Raw genomic sequence first — 20,214 nt, 5'->3', positions numbered from 1 at the left:
TCGATCATAATCGAAGCATTTACGTCAGGCAACGGTCTAGGTTCTTTCCGGGACAAGGAGTGCGCCATGACCGTTACCGTTTTCATTCGCTACCAGCTCGATCCGTTCAAGCGGCATATGTTTGAAGCCTATGCGCAGCGGTGGCTCACCATCATTCCGAAATGCGGAGGCGACCTGCTCGGCTACTGGATGCCGCACGAAGGCACCGACAACATCGCGTTCGGGCTGATCTCGTTTCCGAGTCTGGCGGAGTATGAATCCTACCGTGCGCGGCTGAAGGCCGATGGGGAAGGTGTTTCAAACTTCAATTTCGCGCAGGAGCACCGGTTTATCCTCTCGGAGGAGCGAACCTTTCTGCGGCAGGTGCAGGGCTGACACTCACGTCATGCTAATTGATTCCACATGGCATCAGCGGCATCGTCGGCCGCGGCGCCAAAGACATCGAAACAATATCGCCGGGAGGACAAGGAATGCCGGTCTCAATAGCCCAAAAGCGCGCGGATTTCAGAAAACTACACGAGAGCGGATGCTTCGTGCTGCCCAACCCATGGGACGTGGGCAGCGCCCAACTCTTGCAGGGAATGGGATTCAAGGCGCTCGCTTCGACGAGCTCGGGTTTTGCCTGGTCGATTGGGCATCCCGACAACAAGGTGACGTGCGACGACGTCCTGGCGCATCTGAAAACGCTGAACGATGCTACCGATCTGCCAGTGAACGCCGATTTCGAGGCGGGTTTTGCGCACGATCCGGCAGGTGTTGCGGCCAACGTCGCGCGTGGCGTCGCGACCGGCGTGGCCGGACTGTCGATCGAGGACTCGACCGGCGATGCGTCGGCTCCACTCTATGAGATGACGCTTGCGGTGGAGCGCATGCGCGCGGCCCGTTCCGCGATCGATGCGGCGGGCGGCGATGTCGTGCTGGTGGGGCGGTGTGAGAGTTTTCTCATCGGTCAACCCGATCTCAAGGCGACCATCGCACGGCTAATCGCCTACGCCGAGGCCGGCGCGGATTGCCTGTACGCGCCGGGCATCAGGACCAAGGAGCAGATCGCGGCGGTTGTGAAAGAACTGGCGCCGAAACCGATCAACGTCTTGTGGGGTGGCCCCGGCATGACGCAGGCAGAACTCGCCGATCTCGGGGTGAGACGCATCAGTGTTGGTGGCGCTCTCGCACGCACGGCGTGGGGCGCATTCCTGAAGGCTGCGCGTGAAATTGCCGAAAGTGGATCGTTCGCCGGAATGGCGCAGGCTGTGCCGCACGGGGAGATCAATGGCTTCTTTGCGAAAGCCGCCAAGGAGCGGAAATAGCAGACGGTCAATGACCTTAATAAAGAGCGGGCACCCGTTGGATGCCCGCTCTGATGTTCTGGTTCGTTGCCGTTATCTATTCGACGAATCCGCCGGAGCGCTGTTGTTCTGCGGAGCTGCCGGAGCGGGGTTAGCCGCTGGCGGAGAGGTCGGCTGTGCAGGGCGCATTGCCGAGCCGGTGGTCTGGCCAGCCGGAGCGCGAGGCGCCTGTGCTGTGCCGCTTGTCGACGGCGAAGCCGGTGTTGTTTGCGCGGTCGGCGTTGCATCGGGCGACGTGCTGGACGTGTTCAGCCCGTAGAACACCACGCCGAGAATTGCCACAAGCGCGATCGCGAACACCGCGATACGTCCTCCGCTGGCGGGACCTTCAGCCAGCTCTGGGTCCGCCTGAAGTTCGTTATCGAATTGTTCCGCCCGTCGGCGAAGCAATTCATCGTTGGTCGGAGCTGCGCTGTATGGATCGTTAGGGTTGCGCTCGATTGTCATGAATCAGTCCTCCAGTCGTTGCATCTTCAGAGACAATTGCCGGATGCCGGAGACGTTCCGTACCTCCGGCGGTCATTCGTTGCGGATTTTGGGAACTTTTCAGGTCACGCCTCACCGGTTAGCCGAACCCGTCGTCTGCCCCGTCGTGATCGCAGGGGTGCTGGATGTCTCATGCGGGGCTGGATTCATGCGCGAGAGGACAAGTGCGAGAACCACAAGCAGTACGATGCCGATAAGGGCCTTGATGGGTTTGCCCTGCTGATACTCGAATTCTTCGCTTGTCTGGACCTGTTCGTCGTAGCCGCCTTTTTTACCGTCCGACGACCAATCGTTTCCTGACATCAGGGCCATGATTCAGATCCTCCGCTTGTGTACGCAACCCGTTGAGACCGGGTTTGCGTTGGCAGAGGTCAACGGCTCACCCGCCGGGACCGTTCCGGCGGAGCCTTGCATCGGGGGCGGGGCAGCGTTGCGACAGGTAATCGCACTGCAGCGAACGGCCTTGTCTAAGGAAGCGGCAAACGGCCCGCAATCTCCTTTCGACCTCAGGCATAAAAGCGACACAACAGGTCGGGTTGGGCTGAAAAGCGAACCGAAAATTGCGTTTGGAAACAAAGGTCTGATGATTGCGATTTATGATGTGCTGGAAACAAAAAGCGACATAGACTGGTTCTAAGTAGACTCGTGACGTTGCAAACAAGAGCCCGGCAAAGAGGCAGTCGAATTATGGGAATCAATCAAGGGCCGATCAGTCTCGATCAGAAGTATACGCAGGCATCGGGGCACGTTTTTCTGACCGGCATTCAGGCTTTGGTCAGGCTGCCGATGGCGCAGGTCAGGCGCGATCGGGCGGCAGGGCTGAACACCGCGGGGTTCGTCACCGGCTATCGCGGGTCACCGCTCGGCGGCTACGACCAGCAACTTCACGCAGCGCGCAAACATCTCGCCCAGTACGACGTGAAATTTCAGCCGGGCGTCAACGAGGACCTCGCGGCCACCGCGATCTGGGGTTCGCAGCAGCTCAATCTGTCGCCGGGCGCGAAATTCGATGGCATTACCGGCATCTGGTACGGCAAGGGCCCCGGCGTCGATCGCTGCGGCGACGTGTTCCGCCACGGCAACGCGGCAGGTTCGGCCAAGAATGGCGGCGTACTCTGTCTGGCAGGGGACGACCACGGCGCCAAGTCCTCGACTGTGCCGCATCAGTCGGACCACGCCTTCATCTCTGCGTTGATGCCGTATCTCTACCCGTCGAGCATCCATGAGATGATCGAGATGGGCCTGCTCGGCATCGCGATGTCTCGCTATTCCGGCTGCTGGGTCGGCATGAAGGTCATCACCGAGACGGTGGAGACCACTGCGGAGATCGATCTCACCGACGAGATGACCCCTTTCATCATTCCGACCGACTTCGAGATGCCGCCGGGCGGTCTCAATCTCCGCTGGCCGGACGACCGCTACGCGCAGGATAAGCGCCTGCAGGATTATAAAGGCTTCGCTGCCGTCGCCTTTGCGCGTGCCAACAAGATTAATCGCGTCACGATGGATTCGCCGAACGCGCGGTTCGGCATCATGGCGTCCGGAAAGAGCTACGAAGACATCCGGCAGGCGCTACGCGAACTCGGCATCACGCCGGAGGTCGCCGCCAAGATCGGCCTGCGTCTTTACAAGATCGGGATGCCGTGGCCGCTGGAGCCCGAAGGCGTGCGGTCATTCGCCGTCGGCCTCGAGGAAATTCTCATCGTCGAAGAACGCCGCGAAATTGTCGAGAACCAGGTCAAGCAGGAGCTGTTCAATTGGCGCGACGATGTGCGTCCGCGCATCATCGGCAAGATGGACCATCACGACAAGCGCTTCCTGCCGTTCGCCGAAGAACTCAGCGTCGCGTCGCTGGCAAGTTCGCTGACCGAGCGGTTGCTGCAGCTCGACCTCAATCCTGAAATCGTGGCGATGCTGCGTGCCAAGGCCGATTGGTTCAACGGCCGTCAGGCGACACAGGTGCAGGCCATCGCGCCCGTGACGCGTACGCCGTATTTCTGCTCCGGCTGTCCGCACAATTCATCGACCAAGGTTCCGGAAGGCAGCCGTGCGATGGCCGGCATCGGCTGTCACTTCATGGCGCTGTGGATGGACCGCAACACCGAGACATTCACGCATATGGGCGGTGAGGGCGTGCCGTGGGTCGGTATCGCGCCATTCACCAACGAGAAGCACGTCTTCGTCAATCTTGGCGACGGCACGTACTTCCACTCGGGCAGCCTCGCGATCCGGCAGGCGGTCGCGTCCAAGGCGAACATCACCTACAAAATTCTCTACAACGACGCGACGGCGATGACCGGCGGTCAGCATGTCGACGGCGAACTCTCGCCGCAGCAGGTGACTTTCCAGCTTCACAGCGAGGGCATCCGCGACATTTATCTCGTGTCGGAGAATCCTGAAGCCTATCCGGCATCCGACATTGCGCCGGGCACCAAGGTTGCGCACCGCGATCAACTCGATGAAGTCCAGCGCACGCTGCGCGAAGTGCCGGGCTGCTCGGCCATCGTCTTCGTACAGACCTGCGCCGCCGAGAAACGCCGCCGCCGCAAGCGTGGGCTGATGGAAGATCCGTCAAAGCGCATTTTCATTAATTCGTCGGTTTGCGAAGGCTGCGGCGATTGCTCGGTGCAGTCGAACTGTATCTCGGTCGAACCCCTGGAGACTGAGCTGGGGCGCAAGCGCACCATCAACCAGTCGAGCTGCAACAAGGATTATTCCTGTGTAAAGGGCTTCTGTCCGTCCTTTGTCACTGTTGAGGGCGCCACGTTGCGTAAGCGTGCGCCGGTCGCCCTTGATGATTTCGGCGAACTGCCTGCGCCATCCAGCGTTCCGTCGCTCGACAGGCCGTACAACATTGCCGTTGGCGGCGTGGGCGGCACCGGCGTGCTGACCATCGGCGCGTTGCTCGGCATGGCCGCGCATATCGAAGGCAAGGCGAGCATGATCCTCGACATGTCGGGGCTTGCGCAAAAGGGCGGCGCCGTGCTGAGCCATGTGCGGTTGTCGAAGAACACTGCGGATGTCACTTGCTCGCGCATCGTCACCGGCACTGCCGACTTGCTGATCGCGGCCGATGAAGTGGTCGCCGTCGCCAAGGAGACGATTACGCTGGCCGAATCGTCGCGCACCTACGGCGTCATCAACACCCATCTCATTCCGATTGCGGATTTCATCCAGAATCGCGATTTTGATTTCCAGCGCGGCAAGGTCAACCGGGTGCTGGAAAATGCGCTCCGCAAGGACTCCGCGTTCCTCGATTTCACCAAGCCGGCCGAAGCGCTGCTTGGCGACTCGATCGCGACCAACATGATGATGATGGGTTATGCCTATCAGAAGGGTCTGTTGCCGGTCGGCGCAGAAGCCATCGAACAGGCGATCGAACTCAATGCCGTTTCGATCAAGATGAACACGCAGGCGTTCCGTCTTGGCCGCCTCGCGGCGCACGACCCCGTACGGCTTGCTGCAATGATGAAGGGTGACGAACCCGAGGCGCCGAAGACGCTCGATCAGATGTCGCTCGACGAGGTCATCGCGCACCGCACGCAACTGCTGACCGACTATCAGAACGCAGCCTATGCGGCGCGGTATCGCAGCCTTGTCGACCAGGTCCGGAAGGTTGCATTCGATGGCGGGTACGACGAGGCATTGCCTCGCGCTGTCGCAATCAACTACGCCAAGCTGCTGGCCTACAAGGATGAGTATGAGGTTGCACGCCTTTATACCGATGGAAAGTTCGCGGAAAATCTCGGCAAGCAGTTCGAGGGTAACTTCAAGATCAGCTTCAACCTCGCGCCGCCGATCCTGCACAGTGGCGTCGATGCACTGGGCCGTCCGCGCAAGCGCGAATTCGGCGCATGGATGTTGCCGGTATTCCGGACGATGGCGAAATTCCGCTTCCTGCGCGGCACAGCGTTCGATCCGTTCGGCTACAGCGAGGACCGCAAGCTCGAGCGTAATCTGATCAACGGTTACGAGCAGGACGTGGTGACGGCGGTGAAGCTGCTTTCGCCAAAGACCCACGACATCGCGGTCGAGTTGCTATCGCTTCCCGACCAGATTCGCGGTTACGGCCCTGTGAAGGAAGCCTCGGTCGCAAAAGCGAAGGCGCGATACGAGCAGCTTGCCAAGGACCTTGTCAATCCGCCGCCTTTGATCGTGCCGCAGATCGCTGCGGAATAGAACGCGGCAAACGCGATTGTTCGCCCTGCGGAATTCAAGATGCTTGCCAAGCCTGCATAAGCGGGCGAGATAATCCGCTGGAAGAGACGCCAGCGGAGACATCTTTTGACCATCAAGAACAAAGCCTACATCGCGGGGATCTATGAACATCCCACCCGGCACGCGCCGGACAAGTCGACCGCGCAATTGCACGCTGAATGCGCCAAGGGGGCGCTGGAAGATGCAGGCCTGACCAAGGCAGACGTGGACGGCTATTTCTGCGCAGGAGATGCGCCGGGCGGCGTCATGCCGATGGCCGATTATCTCGGCCTCAAGCTGCGACATCTGGATTCGACCGAGACCGGCGGATGTTCCTACATCATCGCCCTCGGGCACGCCGCCGAGGCGATTGCCGCCGGAAAATGTTCCGTGGCGCTGATCACGCTGGCGGGGAAACCGCGCACCGGTCCGATGCCGCCGCGCGCGTTTGGCCCCGAGGTCGACTTCGAAGCTGCGTATGGTGCAACCACCCACAACGCATATGGCATGTGCGCCATGCGCCATATGCATGAGTTCGGCACCACCAGCGAACAGCTCGCCTGGGTCAAGGTCGCCGCCTCGCATCACGCGCAGTACAATCCGCATGCGATGCTGCGTGATGTTGTCACCGTCGAGGACGTCATCAACTCGCCGATGATTTCCGATCCGCTGCATCGCCTTGATTGCTGTGTCGTCTCGGACGGCGGCGGCGCGCTGGTCGTGACCACGCCGGAGATCGCGAAGTCGCTGAAGCGACCGCTGGTGCGGATGACCGGTCACGGTGAATCGCTGAAAGGTCCGAACGGCGGCCGCAAGCTCGACCTGACCTATTCGGCGGGAGTGTGGAGCGGTCCTCCGGCGTTTGCAGAAGCAGGCGTCACGCCGAAGGACATCAAGTACGCGTCGATCTACGACAGCTTCACCATCACCGTGGTGGTTCAGCTCGAGGATCTTGGTTTCTGCGCGAAGGGCGACGGCGGAAAGTTCGTCGCCGATGGCAACCTGATTTCGGGCGTCGGCAAGTTGCCGTGGAATACCGACGGCGGCGGGCTGTGCAACAACCACCCGATCAACCGGGGCGGCATCACCAAGATCATCGAGGCGGTGCGGCAGTTGCGCGGTGAAGCGCATCCGAAGGTTCAGGTTCCGAATTGCGATCTCGCGCTGGTGCATGGCACCGGCGGATTGCTCGGTGTGCGGCATGCGGCTTCGACCGCTATTCTGGAGCGCGTGTGATGAGCGACAAACCGAAGTATCCCGCGCCTGTCGGCAACCCCGAGACAGTGCAGTTCTGGGACGCAGCCAAGCAGGGCAAGTTCCTGATCAAGCGTTGCACCGCGTGCCGCGAGCCGCATTATTTTCCACGCTCGATCTGCCCGGTGTGCTTCTCGGATCAGACCGTGTGGGAAGAAAGCAAGGGCGAGGGCGTCATCTACAGCTACAGCCTGATGCGAAAGTCGCCGACCGGGCCCTACGCCATCGGCTATGTGACGCTGGATGAAGGTCCGTCGCTGCTGACCAATTTCGTGGACTGCGATCTGACAGCGCTGAAAATCGGTCAGCGCGTGAAGGTCGTGTTCAAGCCGACGGACGGCGCGCCGCTGCCGTTCTTCACCCCCGTCGGATAACAATAACAACAGCGAGGAAATATGCCGATCAAGTACGATGAGGTGATGGCGCTCAAGAATGTCGGCCAGAAGTATTCATGGACCGACCGCGAAGTGATGCTTTACGCCTATGGCATCGGCATGGGTGCCGATCCGATGGACGAGAAGGAATTGTCCTTCGTCAACGAGGGATACTTCACGCCACGTGACCTCAAGGTCGTACCGACCTACGCGTCGGTGGCGGCCTGGGGCGCGAGCGCAGGTCCCATCGACGTCAACCGCGTCATGGTGGTGGACGGTGAGCGTGACATTACTTTCCACAAGCCATTGCCTGTCACGGCGAACATTACGGCGGACTCCAGCATCCTCGGCGTGTTCGACAAGGGCAAGGACAAAGGCGCGGTGATCCTGCGCAAGACCGTGCTCAAAAATGAGAAGGGCGAGGATCTTGCGACGCTGATCGCGTCGCAGTTCGCGCGCGGGGACGGCGGTTTTGGCGGTCCGTCCGACGGTCAGCCCGAGCCGCATGCGATCCCGAAGCGCGCCGCGGACATGACGGTCGATATTTCGACGCGGCCGGATCAGGCGCTGATCTACCGGCTTTGCGGCGACCGCAACCCGCTGCACAGCGATCCGGAATTCGCCAAGCGCGCGGGCTTCGACCGTCCGATCCTGCACGGCATGTGCACCTACGGCCTGAGCTGCCGAGCGGTGCTGCAAACCTATGCGGATTATGATCCGCTGGCGTTCAAGCAGCACGTCGTCCGCTTTTCCTCGCCGGTGTTTCCGGGAGAAACCGTCAGCTTCGACATGTGGAAAGACGGCAACGTCATTTCATTCGAGGGGCGCGTGAAGAGCCGCGGCGTCACCGTCATCAAGAACGGCAAGACCGTTCTCGCCTAAACAAGAAGAAACGGGAGGACTCGATGGGTTTGCTCGACGGCAAGGTTGCGATCATCACCGGAGCGGGTGGTGGCCTCGGCGAGGCCTACGCCAAGCTGTTCGCCCGCGAGGGAGCGGCGGTCATCGTCAACGACCTCGGTGGGCCGCGCGACGGCACCGGCGCCGACAAGTCGATGGCCCAAAAGGTGGTCGATGCCATCAAGGCGGAGGGCGGGAAGGCCGTCGCCAATGGATCGGACATCTCGACCATGGCTGGCGGCCAGTCGGTGTTCGACGATGCGATCAAGAATTTCGGCCGCGTCGACATTCTGGTGAACAACGCTGGCATCCTGCTCGACGGCACCTTCGCGAAAATGAGCGAGGAGAATTGGGACAGGGTCATGAAGGTGCACCTGAAGGGCACCTTCTGTGTCACTCTGCCAACCTTCAAATGGATGAAGGACAATGGCGGCGGCGTCATCGTCAACACGTCCTCCACCTCGGGCCTGCTCGGGAATTTCGGCCAGAGCAACTACGGTGCGGCCAAGGGCGGCATCTGGGGTCTGAGCAACGTGCTGACCATCGAGGGCCGCAAGCACGGCATTCGTGTGTGGACGCTGTCGCCGGGCGCACTGACCCGCATGACCGCGGACCTGCCGCGCTATATCGAGAATCCCAAGGCGGCGATGGGGCCAGACGAGATCGCGCCGGCTGTTCTCTATATGGTCAGTTCGCTGTCCGGCGAGCAGACCGGCAAGGTGCTCGGCGTTTCCGGGCCGCGCGGTGTGCGCGAGATGAAAATGCTGGAAATGGAGGGCTGGAAGCCCGGCGGTCCCTGGAAGGCGCAAGATATCGTGAGCCATGCCAAGGAGATTTTCTTCGACGAGCAGGATAGACTGGCGGCTCGCAGATTCTAATCCCAGAAAGTAACGGCATATGAAGCTGACCCATGAGGCGAGCGGGACGTTCGCGATTGCACCGACCCCGTTCTTTGATGACGGCCGTATCGACTATGACTCGATCGACCGGCTGACAGATTTCTATGCCGAGGTCGGCTGCAACGGCGTAACGGTGCTGGGCATTCTCGGCGAAGCGCCCAAGATGGAAGCCGATGAATCGCTTCAGGTTGCGACCCGTTTCATCAAGCGCGCAAAGGACAAGCAGATCATCGTTGGCGTGTCTGCGCCGGGCTTCGCCCAGATGCGTACGCTGGCACAGGCATCGATGGATGTCGGCGCCGCCGCCGTGATGATCGCGCCGCCGCCGCATCTGCGGACCGACGAGCAGATTCTTGGATATTTCCGGCAGGCGTCCGAGGCGGTCGGCAGCGATGTGCCGTGGGTGCTGCAGGACTATCCGTTGACTCTGACCGTCGTCATGACGCCGTCGGTGATCCGGAAGATCGTGATGGACAGCCCATCGTGCGTGATGCTCAAGCACGAGGATTGGCCAGGGCTGGAGAAGATTTCGACGCTGCGCGGTTTCCAGAAGGATGGCTCGTTGCGGCCACTGTCGATTCTGGTGGGCAACGGCGGACTGTTCCTCGATTTTGAGATGGAGCGGGGCGTCGATGGCGCAATGACCGGCTACGCGTTTCCGGACCTGCTGGTGGATGTCGTCAATCTCTCGAAGGCAGGCAAGCGTGATGCCGCACACGATCTGTTCGACGCGCACCTGCCGCTGATCCGTTACGAGCAACAGCCGGGTGTTGGCCTCGCTGTGCGCAAGTATGTCCTGAAGAAGCGCGGCAAGATCGCGTCGGACGCGCAGCGTAAGCCAGGATCGAGCATGAGTGCACTGGCGCGCAGCGAAGTCGACTATCTGCTGTCGCGCGTCGGGCGCGTCGATAAACGGGCAAATATTGCATGAGCAGCGACAACAAAGGCGTGCCGGACAAGTCGAAGGCCTTGCGGATAGCTTCGACGGTATTGTTGCTGCGTGAAGCCGCCGGCGGCATGGAAATCTTCATGGTGCAGCGTAATCGCCAGATCGAATTCAGTTCCGGCGCACTGGTGTTTCCGGGTGGCAGCATGGACCCAAACGATTATCAGATCGCAGCCGATCCGGCGCTCGTTGCCGATCGCGGCGGCCTCGATGTCGAGACAGCAGCCATCCGCATTGGCGGCATTCGTGAGACATTCGAAGAAAGCGGAATCCTGCTGGCGCGTCCACGAGGATCGTCCTCGTTGGCTTCTGCGGAAAAGGCCGCCGCGCTGGGTTCGCAACGTGAAGCACTCGATGAAGGCAAGGTCAGCTTTGCGGACATTCTGCGCCAGAACGATTTGACGCCTGCGATCGATCTGCTCGCGCTTTTTGCGCACTGGATCACGCCGGTGAATTTGCCGAAGCGCTTCGATACGCATTTCCTGCTGGCTTTGGCGCCACCTGACCAGATCGGCAAGCACGACGGCAGGGAATCCGTGGACTCCATCTGGCTGTCGCCAAAGGCGGCGCTCGATGCCGCGGCTTCGGGACGCTACAATCTTCCGTTCCCGACTATTCGTAACCTGATCAAGCTCGACACGCTTGGAACTGCGCAGGCCGCGATGGATTTCGCGCGCGCGACACCGGTAGTCACGGTGGTACCCGAGATGAGCAGGAACGAGAATGGAACCACGCGCCTGCGCATTCCCATGGAGGCGGGTTACGATGGGGATGTGTTCGACGTCGCCCGTCCATGACCGGGTTAGATACTCACCATTGAATCCATCGGCGACCGTCACCATTCTCATGGAACGCGAAGCGCGTCCGTGACGGGGTCCGATGAGATTTTGGAAGATGATTCTGACGGCTTTTCTGGTGCTTATATTCGCCCCCATCGGCGTCTCCGCGGCATCCTATTTTCTGAGCGACCGGGCATCGGCGAACTGGTACGCCGCCGACCGCTCCAGTGCGGGCGTTCTGCCGCAAGCCTCGGGCCATGCTGACGCGCTGGTTCGCATTTATGCGGCACGCACGGTGCGCTGGCGCGGCATTGTTGCCGTGCATTCCTGGATCGTGTTCAAGGACAAAGGCGCGTCGCGTTATAGCCGTTACGACTACACGGCGTGGGGTGAGCCGATCCGTGTCAACGGCTTCATCGCTGACGGGCGCTGGTTTGGACAGGTTCCTGATGAAGTCTTCCGCGCCGACGGCGAACAGGCAGCGCAACTCATTCCGAAAATCCGGGCAGCTATCGAAAGCTACAAGTATCGCAACCTTGGCGACTACCGCGCGTGGCCCGGTCCGAACTCGAATACATTCGTTGCAGCAATCATTGATGCCGTTCCCGAAATGCAAGCCGTGCTGCCGCCGACTGCGATCGGCAAGGACTTTCCCTATGACGGGGAATGGTTCGGCTGGACGCCTTCGGGCACCGGTCTGCGCGCTACGCTGGGCGGCTATTTCGGTGTTACGGTCGGGTGGCTCGAAGGCGTCGAGCTGAACGTGCTGGGTGCGGTTCTCGGCGTCGACATCCGCCGTCCCGCAATCAAGATTCCAGGCATTGGGCGCATTGGCATGAGCGCGATGCCGGCGTAGTCAGTCAGAGTGTAGCTGCGCACTGACTGGCTTGAGATTCGCTGATGACTTTCCCTCCACAACGGATTGTGTGTCTCACCGAAGAGACGGTGGAGACACTGTATCTGCTTGGCGAGCAAGACCGCATCGTCGGCGTGTCGGGATACGCGGTGCGGCCGCCGCAGGTGCGGCGTGAGAAGCCGCGCGTCTCGGCGTTCATATCGGCCGACGTTCCGAAGATTCTCGCGCTCGATCCCGATCTGGTTCTGGCGTTCTCGGATTTGCAGGCCGATATCGTCGCCGATCTGGTGCGGGCAGGGGTGGCGGTTCACGTCTTCAATCAGCGCGACATCTCCGGCATTCTGGCGATGATCCGCACGCTCGGCGGATTGATCGGTGAGGCGGCTAAAGCGGATGCGCTCGCATTGCAGTTCGAGCAGCGGCTTGCTGATGTTGCTGCGATTGGACGCGCCAGACCGATGCGTCCCAAGGTCTATTTCGAGGAATGGGACGACCCGTTGATCAGCGGCATCGGCTGGGTCTCGGAACTGATTGCAGTTGCAGGCGGTGACGATGTATTTCCGCAGCTCGCAAAGGCAAAGGCTGCAAAGGACCGCATCGTTGCGCCCGAGGCGGTGGTCGCAGCTAACCCCGACGTGATCCTCGCCTCGTGGTGCGGCAAGAAAGTCGTTCCGGATAAAATCCGCAAGCGGGCAGGCTGGAACGCAATCGCCGCCGTGCGTGATAATCGCATCGTCGAAATCAAATCGCCGCTGATCTTGCAGCCGGGACCAGCGGCCCTGACCGACGGTCTCGATGCGATCATGGCGGCGCTGCAAACGCCTTGACGCTTAGGCTGCGAGTGCCAGCTGCCTCTTTTGCCAAGCGCTAAAGAACCTTTTCAATCAGGCCAAATCGTAATAAAAATGGATTTATATAAGAAAATCTGATCGATATGGTATCGCTCAAGCAGCTCAAGTATTTCGACGCCGTCGCCCGGTCTCGCCATTTCGGCAAGGCTGCGGAACACTGCGCCGTGACCCAGCCTGCGCTGTCGATGCAGGTTCAGGAGCTGGAGAAGTCGCTCGGCGTCCAGCTTCTGGAGCGCAGCCGTAATGGCGTGATGCTGACCGAGGGCGGCAAGGAAATCGCGCAGCGGGCCGCGCGGGTTCTTGCCGACGTGCGTGACATCGTTGATTTCGCGCGGCGGCAGGGCAACGTCCTGTCCGGGCCACTTGGTTTCGGCGTCATTCCCTCGGTGGCGCCGTACATCCTCCCGCAGTTGCTGCCGATGTTTCGCGACTCGTTTCCGGACCTCGATCTGCATATCCGCGAGAGCCAGACCCAGTCGCTTGTCAGCGAGCTTGTCGACGGTCAGCTCGATGTGTTGCTGCTGGCGCTGCCGGTCGAGCATCCTGACATCGAGACGATCCGGCTGTTCGACGACCGTTTCCTGCTGGCGATGGCGGCCTCGCATCGCATGTCGGATCGCGTCAAGGCGACGCCCGATCTGCTGGAGGAGGACAGGCTGCTTCTTCTGGAAGAGGGGCACTGCATGCGCGATCAGGCTCTGGCTTTCTGCAGCCTGCGGCGGATCGAGAACATCAACACCTTCGGTGCATCGAGCCTGTCGACATTGGTGCAGATGGTGGCGAACGGTCTCGGCATGACGCTGCTGCCTGAGCTGGCCGTGCCGCTCGAAATCCGGCGGGGCGATATCCACCTGATGCGATTCGCCGATCCGGAGCCGCAGCGCGTGATCGGCCTTGCCTGGCGCAGGAGTTCGCCGCGGAAAAGCCATTTCATCGAACTGGGCCAGATGATTACGGCTGCAACGGCCCGGTCACATCCAAAGACCTGAAAAAGTGACGACTGGCGGTCTTCGGGGGTAGCTTTCACGTCCTGCTTGGCTATGGTGCGCGCCTCAGCGCTCGTAGCTCAGCTGGATAGAGCATCGGATTTCGATTCCGAGGGTCGGGAGTTCGAATCTCTCCGAGCGCGCCATTACACTTGGCGCGTGCGCCGCCGGGCTCCCTTATTGCTGGGACAGAATCCACTTCACCAGAGCTTCGGCCTCCTCCGGCGAAACGCTCGGTTGAGGAGGCATCGGTAGCTGACCCCAACTGCCGCCGCCGCCCTTCACGATCTTCTCGCTCAAGACCTTGATCGCGGATTCATCCTTGCCATAGCGCTCGGCCATGGCCTTGTAGGGCGGACCGATCATCTTCCGTTCGACAGAATGGCAGGCTACGCAGTTCTTGCTCTTGGCCAATTCGGCGCTTGCGAAAGCAGCCGACGATGTCAGAAGCGAGGCGAAAGAGGCTGCAGCGAGTTGGCGAAGATCAACCATGGAGCGGGATTCCCATCATGCGCGATCCGCGTCGGACGGTATCGCAGAACAGTGGTCGAAACAAAGCGAACAGCAACACGCACGATCATCATCGGCTCTCCGGTTAAATGGCCAAGCACGCGATGATCTGCGGGGCAGCTGCGAATACTGATCGCGCAATGTCGACGGACGCGGTCAGGCCGCGTCCGCAGACGAAAGGTCAGCCGCATCGCCGCAGCGGCAGGCGGGGCGCTGATCGAGCTCAAATGGGCTTGAGCTGGTAGACGTCGCCCTGGTCGGTGGCCACATACATGCTGCCGTCCGGGGCCTGCACGACGGAGCGGAAGCGTCCGGCCGGCATCGGCAGCGACACCGTCGTGCGCGTGGCGGACGAGCCGTCGGGCTTGATGTCGAGCACGTCGAGGCGGTTGCCGACCGGCGTTCCGTGGATGCCGATACCCATAAAGGTCACGACCATCCGGCCGTTCCACTCCTTCCACTGCGGGCCGTTCAGGAACACGCATGACGACATGCCCTGCGAAAGCATGTCGTTGTTCCAGGCCGGCTTCATGGCGTTGGGGTAGGTCTTGGTGTCGGTCATCGGCATGAACGCCGACCGCTCCTTCGGCTCCATCGCGCCCATCTGGTTCGGCGAGTATCCGCAATAGTTGTCGGGGCAGTCGCCGCGCCCGCCGATATTCGGGCGGGGATCCCATCCGGCGTTGCCGCCGGCCGTGAGCGCCGTCACCTCGTCGCTATGCCAGGGGCCGTTCTCCGCCGTGTAGGGCTGGTTGGTGCCGGGGCGGAAGCAGATGCCTTGCGGGTTGCGATGTCCGTAGGTGAAGACGCGCGCATCGAAGCCCTGTGGCGGGTTGTTGCCGGGTGCGGCCTTGCCGTCCCGATCGATGCGGAGCACTTTTCCGCCGATGCGGGTCGGGCTTTGCGGCACCTCGCCGTTATGGGTGTCACCCGTTGTCACGTACAGGAAGCCGTCCGCGGGACCGAAGCGGAGGCGTCCGCCGTTATGCGCGCCGGGATCGCCGAAAGGATGGTTGCTGGCCGCCGGCTTGTAGGCGATGTCGGTGACGATATCCTGCCGGTTCGAGACCTTGGTCAGATCGGGACTGACCGTCAGCCGCAGTACCCGATTGGTTCCTGGCGCGGTCATGCTCGACGCCGAGGACACGTAGATGAAGCGGTTGGTGGCGAAGTCGGGATCGATTGCCACACCGTACATGCCGGCCTGACCGCCACAGAAGAGGTCGGATGCGGTGTCAGGGTAGTTCTTGGAATCCTTGATGCCGAGCAGGGCGTTGATCTTGCCGGACGGTAGCCGGACCGAGAGTCCACTGCACTTCTCGGTGAAGAACATCGTGCCGTCGGGCAGGAAGGCCATGTCCCATGTCAGGTCACGTCCGGACATCACGGCGGTGCTGGTGAGTCCGGGAGTTCCGCTTGGGCTTTGGGCCGCCGCCGAGCCGGACAGGACGAATGAGGACAGTAACGCACAGGGCAATACGAAGCAGATACGTCGAGTCATCGATGTCTCCTCCGATTTGGTAAGTTTCACTCCCTGAAAAGGCGGGTCCGCCGGACATGAGCTGAAAGCATTGTTCGGCGGATCGATTGTTATGCGACGCCCAAGCTTGGGCAACATCGCTTCCCACCGAATGGCAGGCGCCAATTGCGTGAACAAGAGGCCTGCGCCTCTGGGTCAACGGTGATCGGGTCAATATTGGCGATGACGAGAAGGCTTGGCAAGAGGGTAGGCAACCGGTTGCAGCGCGAGATGTCGTTGTCCGAGAGCGCATCCAAAAAGCATGCCGAGATACCCTTTGCTTTCGCGGCTTTCACCTCTTTGCGCGCAGCCTTGATATCAGCGGGGAATTCCGCATTGCTATGAAGAGTAGCTATCGTTGCAGCGCCCATAATATGGGGCGGCGCTTCGCGGGGCGATAGTGAAATTCGGCGGCCTGCTTGAAAGAGGGATTGCAAAATGACGCGGGGCCCTTGGTTTATGGTGCTTTCTGTGTTGATCGCTGTGGTGATCACGCAAGTCTCTCTTTGGATGCGAAACATTAAGCCGGCGAAAAAAATTAGCCTTTGGGAGCACCTGTTATGGGAGAGGGCTCCCAAGGATGAGCAGACCAAAGCGTATTATAGGCAACGCCTTATGACGGGGATCATAGTGCTCCCGGCAACAGTGCTTGTGCTCTATGCCCTTACCGAAATGTACGGGCGATAAATTTCCAATCACTTTTCTCCAGCCGTTACGGTGTTAGACTAGCGTAGGGGCTTTCATCCCGGGTCGTGCCCGGAACGTGGCCGGAGTGGCGCCTGTGATCATTTGGCGCAGCATCGTTGTCTTGATGTCCGCCGAACTTTTGTTCGGAGCCGTCCGCGCATCCGCGCAACATCGGCACCCGCCGCAGGACGAGCCGATCCACGAGAAGTTTTATTCGACTTGGATGAGGCCGGATAACCCCAATCTATCGTGCTGCAGTCAACACGACTGCTATCCGACCGAAGCCCGCAACGAAGGTGGCGTCTGGTTTGCCAAACGCCGTGAAGACGGGAAGTGGCTTCGTGTCCCGCCTGAGAAAGTTGAAAAGAACCGAGACAATCCCGACGGGCGCAGCCATCTCTGCGCGCCCAGACCTGAGCGTGCGTATAGCGCGGACATCTTCTGCTTCACCGCAGGCAGCGGAATCTAGTTCGTCCTAAGCGGTGCTGTCCGTAACAGCCTTCTCAATGACAGCGGAAAATACAGGAACGGGCTGATCGAAACCTTTCAGTGTTCGCGCATCCAACTCAGCGAGAGGCACGCGCGATCCGACCGCATGAGCTGCGACGCGGTCGATCAGGATTTCGGAATCCTGCGCGCTCGAACACAGGCGCGATGCAAGGTTCACGACGTTGCCGATTGCGCTGTAGTGCAGGCGGCCCTCGGAGCCGATCTGGCCAACTGTAGCTGGTCCCATCGCGAGTCCGACGCCGAAGCCAAGTTGGTGATCTGGTGCGCGCCAGCCGGCCAGAAGTTTCTGCACGCTGATTTGCATATCGATCGCCATGGTGACGGCTTGCAGTGCGGGATCCGAACAGGCGACCGGCGCATTGACCAGCACCATCGCTCCATCGCCGGAAAAGTTGATCAGCGTTGCCTCATGGGCGCCCACGACCTTTTCGAGAACGTCGTAGTATTCGCGCAGCACACCCATGACGGTTTCAGGCTCCGCGCGTGCGGAGAAGGCGGTGAAGCCCCGCATATCGCAGAATATCACGACCACTTCGACGCGCCGTCCATCGAGAACGCGATCGTCACCAGTCCGGTCAACCAGTTCGGCGACTTGCGGCGCGAGGAAACGCTTGAGCCGATTTATGCGTTCGGAGCGCTCCTGCGACACCGCCAACTCAGCTGCCATCTCGTTGAATCGGGTCGCAAGCCGCTCGAATTCGTCACGTGTTGTCAGGCTGATGCGGTGGTCGAATTGTCCTGCGCCAATTCGGGCGACGCCGTCCTCCAACAGGCGTATCGGTCCAATCATGCGCTGGGTCAGCCAGTAGGCGAGCACGGCTGCGAGAGCCGCACCGGCAACGAGCAGTGCCGCCGTGCGCCACAGCGCTGCGTAGATCGGCGCGAATGCCTCGGCGAGCGGCTGCTTGACGATGACGCTCCAGTCGACGCCAGGGATCTGCACCATCGCCCCCAACACTGACCTTCCCATAACATCCTGGCCGGCGGCTGCCTGGCCGGGTCGGGCGAGGATGGCTGCGCGCAAGGCTTGGAGCGGTCGCTGCGCAGTTTCATCGGCCCGCAGCACAAGGCTGATGTCCGGGTGAGCGACGAGGCGTCCCGGACGGTCAAGCACGAACGCGTCGCCGGTCAGTCCGACCTTTATCCCCGAGACAACCTCCCAAATGAACTTGAGGTTGACCTCGGCGATGGCTATCCCATCCGCTTTACGGTTGCCTGCGATCGCGATGGTCATGAAGGGCTCGGAGCCGCCATGAAACGTCACCGGCCCGAACCAGATTCGATTTGAACGGGCTCCCGTTACAGCGGGTTTAGTGGAAAGGTCCTCACCGCCTTCGATCCTGTTCAGGCCAATGCGTGACACGAAGAGGCGTTCCTTTCCGGTCGCATCGACCAGAGTGAGGTTCTCCACCGCCGGGACCTGACGCAGCAGGCGCAAGGCGTCGAGCCTGCGCCTGTCGCCGGTGTCCTCCGACCATGGCAGTTGCACAGTCCACCCAAGCTGATCCCGGATTCCTTCGATGAAATCCTGGATATTGACGGCTGCATATCGGGCTTCCGCGTTCAGAAGGTCGTTCAGTCTCGCGCGCTGGTCGTGATAACCGAACCATGCTTCGCTTCCACCTGCGATCAGAAGCGGCACGATGGCCGCCGCAAAAAGTGCGCGGAAGTATTTCTTGAACAGTGACGTGCGTGGGACAACGAGCGGATTGGACATCGTGTTCGCCAGTGCGATGTCCGGCCGGCTCGTCATTCGATTACCCCATCGGCGCTACTCAGGATTGAGGGCGGGAAGGATATGCCGAGGGCGTTGGCGGCTTTCAGATTGATGAACAGTTCGACTTTGGTGACCCTCTGCACGGGCAAATCCGCGGGCCTTTCGCCCTTGAGGATACGGCCAGCGTACATCCCCGTGTGACGGTGCGACTGATTGAAATCACCGCCGTAACTCATCAGGCCGCCGGCGAGCGGAAAATCGCGGGATTGGGTCATCGCAGCCACGGTATGGCGGACGGCGAGCGCGGCAAGCTGCTGGCTGCGGTACGCGAAGTAGGGGTCGGAGCTGAAGACTAGTCCGCCCGCGCGCATCTCATGCACGGCGGTGAACATGCCGTCGAACTCTTGCTCGGCGCTGGTTTTCAGGACGACAAGCTCCAGTCCGAGGCTCGTTGCCGCGGTTTGGAGGTTCTTCAATTGCGAGTTTGAGGTGGGGCTTGTCGGATTGACCGCAACAGCGAATACCTTGGTGCCCGGGCGCATCTCATGCATGAACTCGAGGCGCTTGCGCGAGACCTCCACGCTCAGGCTCGACACGCCGGTGAGATTGCCTCCAGGCCGAGACAGGCTATCCACCACGCCGAGCGCAATGGGGTCGCCACCCATCTCGAAGACAATCGGGATCGTCGCAGTCGCCGATTTTGCCGCGAGTGCGACCTCGGCGCCGCCTGCCGCTACGATCACGTTCAACGGACGGCTGGCGAGATCCTTTGCGATCGCTGGAAGCCGGCTGTATTGACCTTCCGCCCATCGAAACTCGATCGCGACATTGCGCCCCTCGGTGTAACCGGCTTCTGCGAGGCCTTCGCGGAAGGCTCTGAGACGGCTGCTGTAGCGTTCCGGGTTTTCGGAGCCCAGATACCCAATAACCGGCATAGTCTGAGCGCGAGCCGGGAGCATCCATGCAACAGCGCCACCAACGAGTGCGATGAAATCGCGTCGCCCCATTCGATTGGTGGTTTCGGCAAGCGCTCGAGGCATGAAACGCACGGTTGTCCTCCTTCCAACCAACGTCGCCCAGTCACTTCACCACAGCATAGCCGCGTGGCCGAGGTTACGGAACTGGATATCGGGCTGCCCGAATACGCACTAATGACGTGCGGGTCCCGTTTGGCCAACCCGGCGCGACAGACGCGATGTAGGCCGTCTCCGCCTTGGCTCAGGGTCAGGAAAGCGACGTGCGTGCGCTGCAAGAGAAGAGGTGGGGTCTTCGTTGCAATGCGCAACACCGTTTCGTTGACGCTTCCTCTTTTGCGTCTAACATTCAACTAGGCCCGTGAGAGGCCATGGGAGGAATGCATGATGCTTCTTGCTAGCCCGTCTGCTCGCCGACAACTT

The 20,214-nt window shown here is 60.9% G+C and carries 21 protein-coding genes and 1 tRNA gene; 15 read left to right on the top strand and 7 right to left on the bottom strand.

Annotated elements, in window-relative coordinates; translation table 11 throughout:
- Positions 1 to 66: 66 nt before the first annotated feature.
- Both HNQ36_RS08085 and HNQ36_RS08080 read left to right on the top strand, forming a co-directional pair.
- Positions 67 to 375 (top strand): NIPSNAP family protein, encoded by a 309-nt coding sequence (locus HNQ36_RS08085; RefSeq protein ID WP_184083708.1) that lies wholly within the window; start codon positions 67 to 69, stop codon positions 373 to 375.
- A gap of 95 nt (positions 376 to 470) precedes the next feature.
- Complete coding sequence (locus HNQ36_RS08080; protein WP_046826794.1) at positions 471 to 1,307, top strand: isocitrate lyase/PEP mutase family protein; 837 nt, start codon at positions 471 to 473, stop codon at positions 1,305 to 1,307.
- Between the two features lie 72 nt (positions 1,308 to 1,379).
- Here HNQ36_RS08080 and HNQ36_RS08075 read toward each other — a convergent pair whose 3' ends face one another.
- Positions 1,380 to 1,793 (bottom strand): hypothetical protein, encoded by a 414-nt coding sequence (locus tag HNQ36_RS08075; protein WP_184083706.1) that lies wholly within the window; start codon positions 1,791 to 1,793, stop codon positions 1,380 to 1,382.
- A gap of 111 nt (positions 1,794 to 1,904) precedes the next feature.
- Entirely contained in the window at positions 1,905 to 2,144 is a 240-nt protein-coding gene (locus HNQ36_RS08070) for a hypothetical protein (protein WP_184083704.1), read from the bottom strand.
- Here HNQ36_RS08070 and HNQ36_RS08065 point away from each other — a divergent pair.
- From HNQ36_RS08065 to HNQ36_RS08010, 12 genes are all read left to right on the top strand, one after another.
- Entirely contained in the window at positions 2,143 to 2,469 is a 327-nt protein-coding gene (locus HNQ36_RS08065; RefSeq protein WP_184083702.1) for a hypothetical protein, read from the top strand. The two genes, HNQ36_RS08070 and HNQ36_RS08065, sit on opposite strands and share 2 nt — an antisense overlap.
- 50 nt (positions 2,470 to 2,519) lie before the next feature.
- Complete coding sequence (locus HNQ36_RS08060; protein ID WP_184083700.1) at positions 2,520 to 6,011, top strand: indolepyruvate ferredoxin oxidoreductase family protein; 3,492 nt, start codon at positions 2,520 to 2,522, stop codon at positions 6,009 to 6,011.
- A gap of 105 nt (positions 6,012 to 6,116) precedes the next feature.
- A complete protein-coding gene (locus tag HNQ36_RS08055; protein ID WP_046826789.1) occupies positions 6,117 to 7,265 on the top strand; it encodes a thiolase domain-containing protein in 1,149 nt (382 codons plus the stop codon).
- Positions 7,265 to 7,657 carry a Zn-ribbon domain-containing OB-fold protein gene (locus HNQ36_RS08050; protein ID WP_184083698.1) on the top strand — a complete coding sequence of 131 codons (393 nt, stop codon included), beginning with the start codon at positions 7,265 to 7,267 and terminating at the stop codon, positions 7,655 to 7,657. The genes HNQ36_RS08055 and HNQ36_RS08050 overlap by 1 nt, the downstream gene beginning before the upstream one ends.
- A 21-nt stretch (positions 7,658 to 7,678) precedes the next feature.
- On the top strand, positions 7,679 to 8,539 hold the full coding sequence (locus HNQ36_RS08045; protein WP_184083696.1) for a MaoC family dehydratase: 861 nt from the start codon (positions 7,679 to 7,681) through the stop codon (positions 8,537 to 8,539).
- Positions 8,540 to 8,562: 23 nt separating this feature from the next.
- Positions 8,563 to 9,435, top strand: a complete 873-nt coding sequence (locus HNQ36_RS08040; protein WP_184083694.1) for an SDR family oxidoreductase — start codon at positions 8,563 to 8,565, stop codon at positions 9,433 to 9,435.
- A 19-nt stretch (positions 9,436 to 9,454) separates the two neighbouring features.
- A complete protein-coding gene (locus HNQ36_RS08035; RefSeq protein WP_184083692.1) occupies positions 9,455 to 10,387 on the top strand; it encodes a dihydrodipicolinate synthase family protein in 933 nt (310 codons plus the stop codon).
- Positions 10,384 to 11,199, top strand: a complete 816-nt coding sequence (locus HNQ36_RS08030) for an NUDIX hydrolase (RefSeq protein WP_184083690.1) — start codon at positions 10,384 to 10,386, stop codon at positions 11,197 to 11,199. The genes HNQ36_RS08035 and HNQ36_RS08030 overlap by 4 nt, the downstream gene beginning before the upstream one ends.
- 97 nt (positions 11,200 to 11,296) lie before the next feature.
- Positions 11,297 to 12,037 (top strand): DUF3750 domain-containing protein, encoded by a 741-nt coding sequence (locus HNQ36_RS08025; protein WP_184083688.1) that lies wholly within the window; start codon positions 11,297 to 11,299, stop codon positions 12,035 to 12,037.
- Between the two features lie 44 nt (positions 12,038 to 12,081).
- Entirely contained in the window at positions 12,082 to 12,864 is a 783-nt protein-coding gene (locus tag HNQ36_RS08020; RefSeq protein WP_184083686.1) for a cobalamin-binding protein, read from the top strand.
- Positions 12,865 to 12,971: 107 nt separating this feature from the next.
- Entirely contained in the window at positions 12,972 to 13,877 is a 906-nt protein-coding gene (locus tag HNQ36_RS08015; protein ID WP_184083684.1) for a LysR substrate-binding domain-containing protein, read from the top strand.
- Between the two features lie 66 nt (positions 13,878 to 13,943).
- Positions 13,944 to 14,020, top strand: a tRNA-Arg gene (locus HNQ36_RS08010).
- A 31-nt stretch (positions 14,021 to 14,051) separates the two neighbouring features.
- Here HNQ36_RS08010 and HNQ36_RS08005 read toward each other — a convergent pair.
- The 3 genes from HNQ36_RS08005 to HNQ36_RS07995 all read right to left on the bottom strand — a co-directional run bounded on the left by HNQ36_RS08005 (position 14,052) and on the right by HNQ36_RS07995 (position 16,397).
- Complete coding sequence (locus HNQ36_RS08005) at positions 14,052 to 14,366, bottom strand: c-type cytochrome (protein ID WP_184083682.1); 315 nt, start codon at positions 14,364 to 14,366, stop codon at positions 14,052 to 14,054.
- Between the two features lie 241 nt (positions 14,367 to 14,607).
- Entirely contained in the window at positions 14,608 to 15,885 is a 1,278-nt protein-coding gene (locus HNQ36_RS08000) for a PQQ-dependent sugar dehydrogenase (protein WP_184083680.1), read from the bottom strand.
- Positions 15,886 to 15,974: 89 nt separating this feature from the next.
- Positions 15,975 to 16,397 (bottom strand): hypothetical protein, encoded by a 423-nt coding sequence (locus HNQ36_RS07995; RefSeq protein WP_184083678.1) that lies wholly within the window; start codon positions 16,395 to 16,397, stop codon positions 15,975 to 15,977.
- 287 nt (positions 16,398 to 16,684) lie between these two features.
- On the opposite strand from HNQ36_RS07995, the gene HNQ36_RS07990 reads away from it, so the two are divergent.
- On the top strand, positions 16,685 to 17,059 hold the full coding sequence (locus HNQ36_RS07990) for a hypothetical protein (protein ID WP_184083676.1): 375 nt from the start codon (positions 16,685 to 16,687) through the stop codon (positions 17,057 to 17,059).
- A 6-nt stretch (positions 17,060 to 17,065) separates the two neighbouring features.
- On the opposite strand, the gene HNQ36_RS07985 is transcribed toward HNQ36_RS07990, so the two are convergent.
- Both HNQ36_RS07985 and HNQ36_RS07980 read right to left on the bottom strand, forming a co-directional pair.
- The gene (locus HNQ36_RS07985; RefSeq protein WP_184084129.1) at positions 17,066 to 18,817 is read right to left on the bottom strand and encodes an adenylate/guanylate cyclase domain-containing protein; all 1,752 of its coding nucleotides are present in this window, start codon (positions 18,815 to 18,817) and stop codon (positions 17,066 to 17,068) included.
- Positions 18,818 to 18,849: 32 nt separating this feature from the next.
- Positions 18,850 to 19,824, bottom strand: coding sequence for an ABC transporter substrate-binding protein (locus tag HNQ36_RS07980; RefSeq protein ID WP_184084127.1), 975 nt, complete (start codon positions 19,822 to 19,824; stop codon positions 18,850 to 18,852).
- Positions 19,825 to 20,214: the final 390 nt, after the last annotated feature.

Source organism: Afipia massiliensis (assembly GCF_014203115.1).
Classification (GTDB): Bacteria; Pseudomonadota; Alphaproteobacteria; order Rhizobiales; family Xanthobacteraceae; genus Afipia; species Afipia massiliensis.
This window is presented reverse-complemented; position numbering and strand designations above follow the sequence as displayed.

Excerpts from the sequence above, each read along its gene's own strand:
- HNQ36_RS08085 (WP_184083708.1), top strand. The coding sequence starts at position 67 with ATGACCGTTACCGTTTTCATTCGCTACCAGCTCGATCCGTTCAAGCGG.
- HNQ36_RS08080 (WP_046826794.1), top strand. The coding sequence starts at position 471 with ATGCCGGTCTCAATAGCCCAAAAGCGCGCGGATTTCAGAAAACTACAC.
- HNQ36_RS08075 (WP_184083706.1), bottom strand. The coding sequence starts at position 1,793 with ATGACAATCGAGCGCAACCCTAACGATCCATACAGCGCAGCTCCGACC.
- HNQ36_RS08065 (WP_184083702.1), top strand. The coding sequence starts at position 2,143 with ATGATTCAGATCCTCCGCTTGTGTACGCAACCCGTTGAGACCGGGTTT.
- HNQ36_RS08070 (WP_184083704.1), bottom strand. The coding sequence starts at position 2,144 with ATGGCCCTGATGTCAGGAAACGATTGGTCGTCGGACGGTAAAAAAGGC.
- HNQ36_RS08060 (WP_184083700.1), top strand. The coding sequence starts at position 2,520 with ATGGGAATCAATCAAGGGCCGATCAGTCTCGATCAGAAGTATACGCAG.
- HNQ36_RS08050 (WP_184083698.1), top strand. The coding sequence starts at position 7,265 with ATGAGCGACAAACCGAAGTATCCCGCGCCTGTCGGCAACCCCGAGACA.
- HNQ36_RS08045 (WP_184083696.1), top strand. The coding sequence starts at position 7,679 with ATGCCGATCAAGTACGATGAGGTGATGGCGCTCAAGAATGTCGGCCAG.
- HNQ36_RS08040 (WP_184083694.1), top strand. The coding sequence starts at position 8,563 with ATGGGTTTGCTCGACGGCAAGGTTGCGATCATCACCGGAGCGGGTGGT.
- HNQ36_RS08035 (WP_184083692.1), top strand. The coding sequence starts at position 9,455 with ATGAAGCTGACCCATGAGGCGAGCGGGACGTTCGCGATTGCACCGACC.
- HNQ36_RS08030 (WP_184083690.1), top strand. The coding sequence starts at position 10,384 with ATGAGCAGCGACAACAAAGGCGTGCCGGACAAGTCGAAGGCCTTGCGG.
- HNQ36_RS08025 (WP_184083688.1), top strand. The coding sequence starts at position 11,297 with ATGATTCTGACGGCTTTTCTGGTGCTTATATTCGCCCCCATCGGCGTC.
- HNQ36_RS08020 (WP_184083686.1), top strand. The coding sequence starts at position 12,082 with ATGACTTTCCCTCCACAACGGATTGTGTGTCTCACCGAAGAGACGGTG.
- HNQ36_RS08015 (WP_184083684.1), top strand. The coding sequence starts at position 12,972 with ATGGTATCGCTCAAGCAGCTCAAGTATTTCGACGCCGTCGCCCGGTCT.
- HNQ36_RS08005 (WP_184083682.1), bottom strand. The coding sequence starts at position 14,366 with ATGGTTGATCTTCGCCAACTCGCTGCAGCCTCTTTCGCCTCGCTTCTG.
- HNQ36_RS08000 (WP_184083680.1), bottom strand. The coding sequence starts at position 15,885 with ATGACTCGACGTATCTGCTTCGTATTGCCCTGTGCGTTACTGTCCTCA.
- HNQ36_RS07985 (WP_184084129.1), bottom strand. The coding sequence starts at position 18,817 with ATGTCCAATCCGCTCGTTGTCCCACGCACGTCACTGTTCAAGAAATAC.
- HNQ36_RS07980 (WP_184084127.1), bottom strand. The coding sequence starts at position 19,824 with ATGGGGCGACGCGATTTCATCGCACTCGTTGGTGGCGCTGTTGCATGG.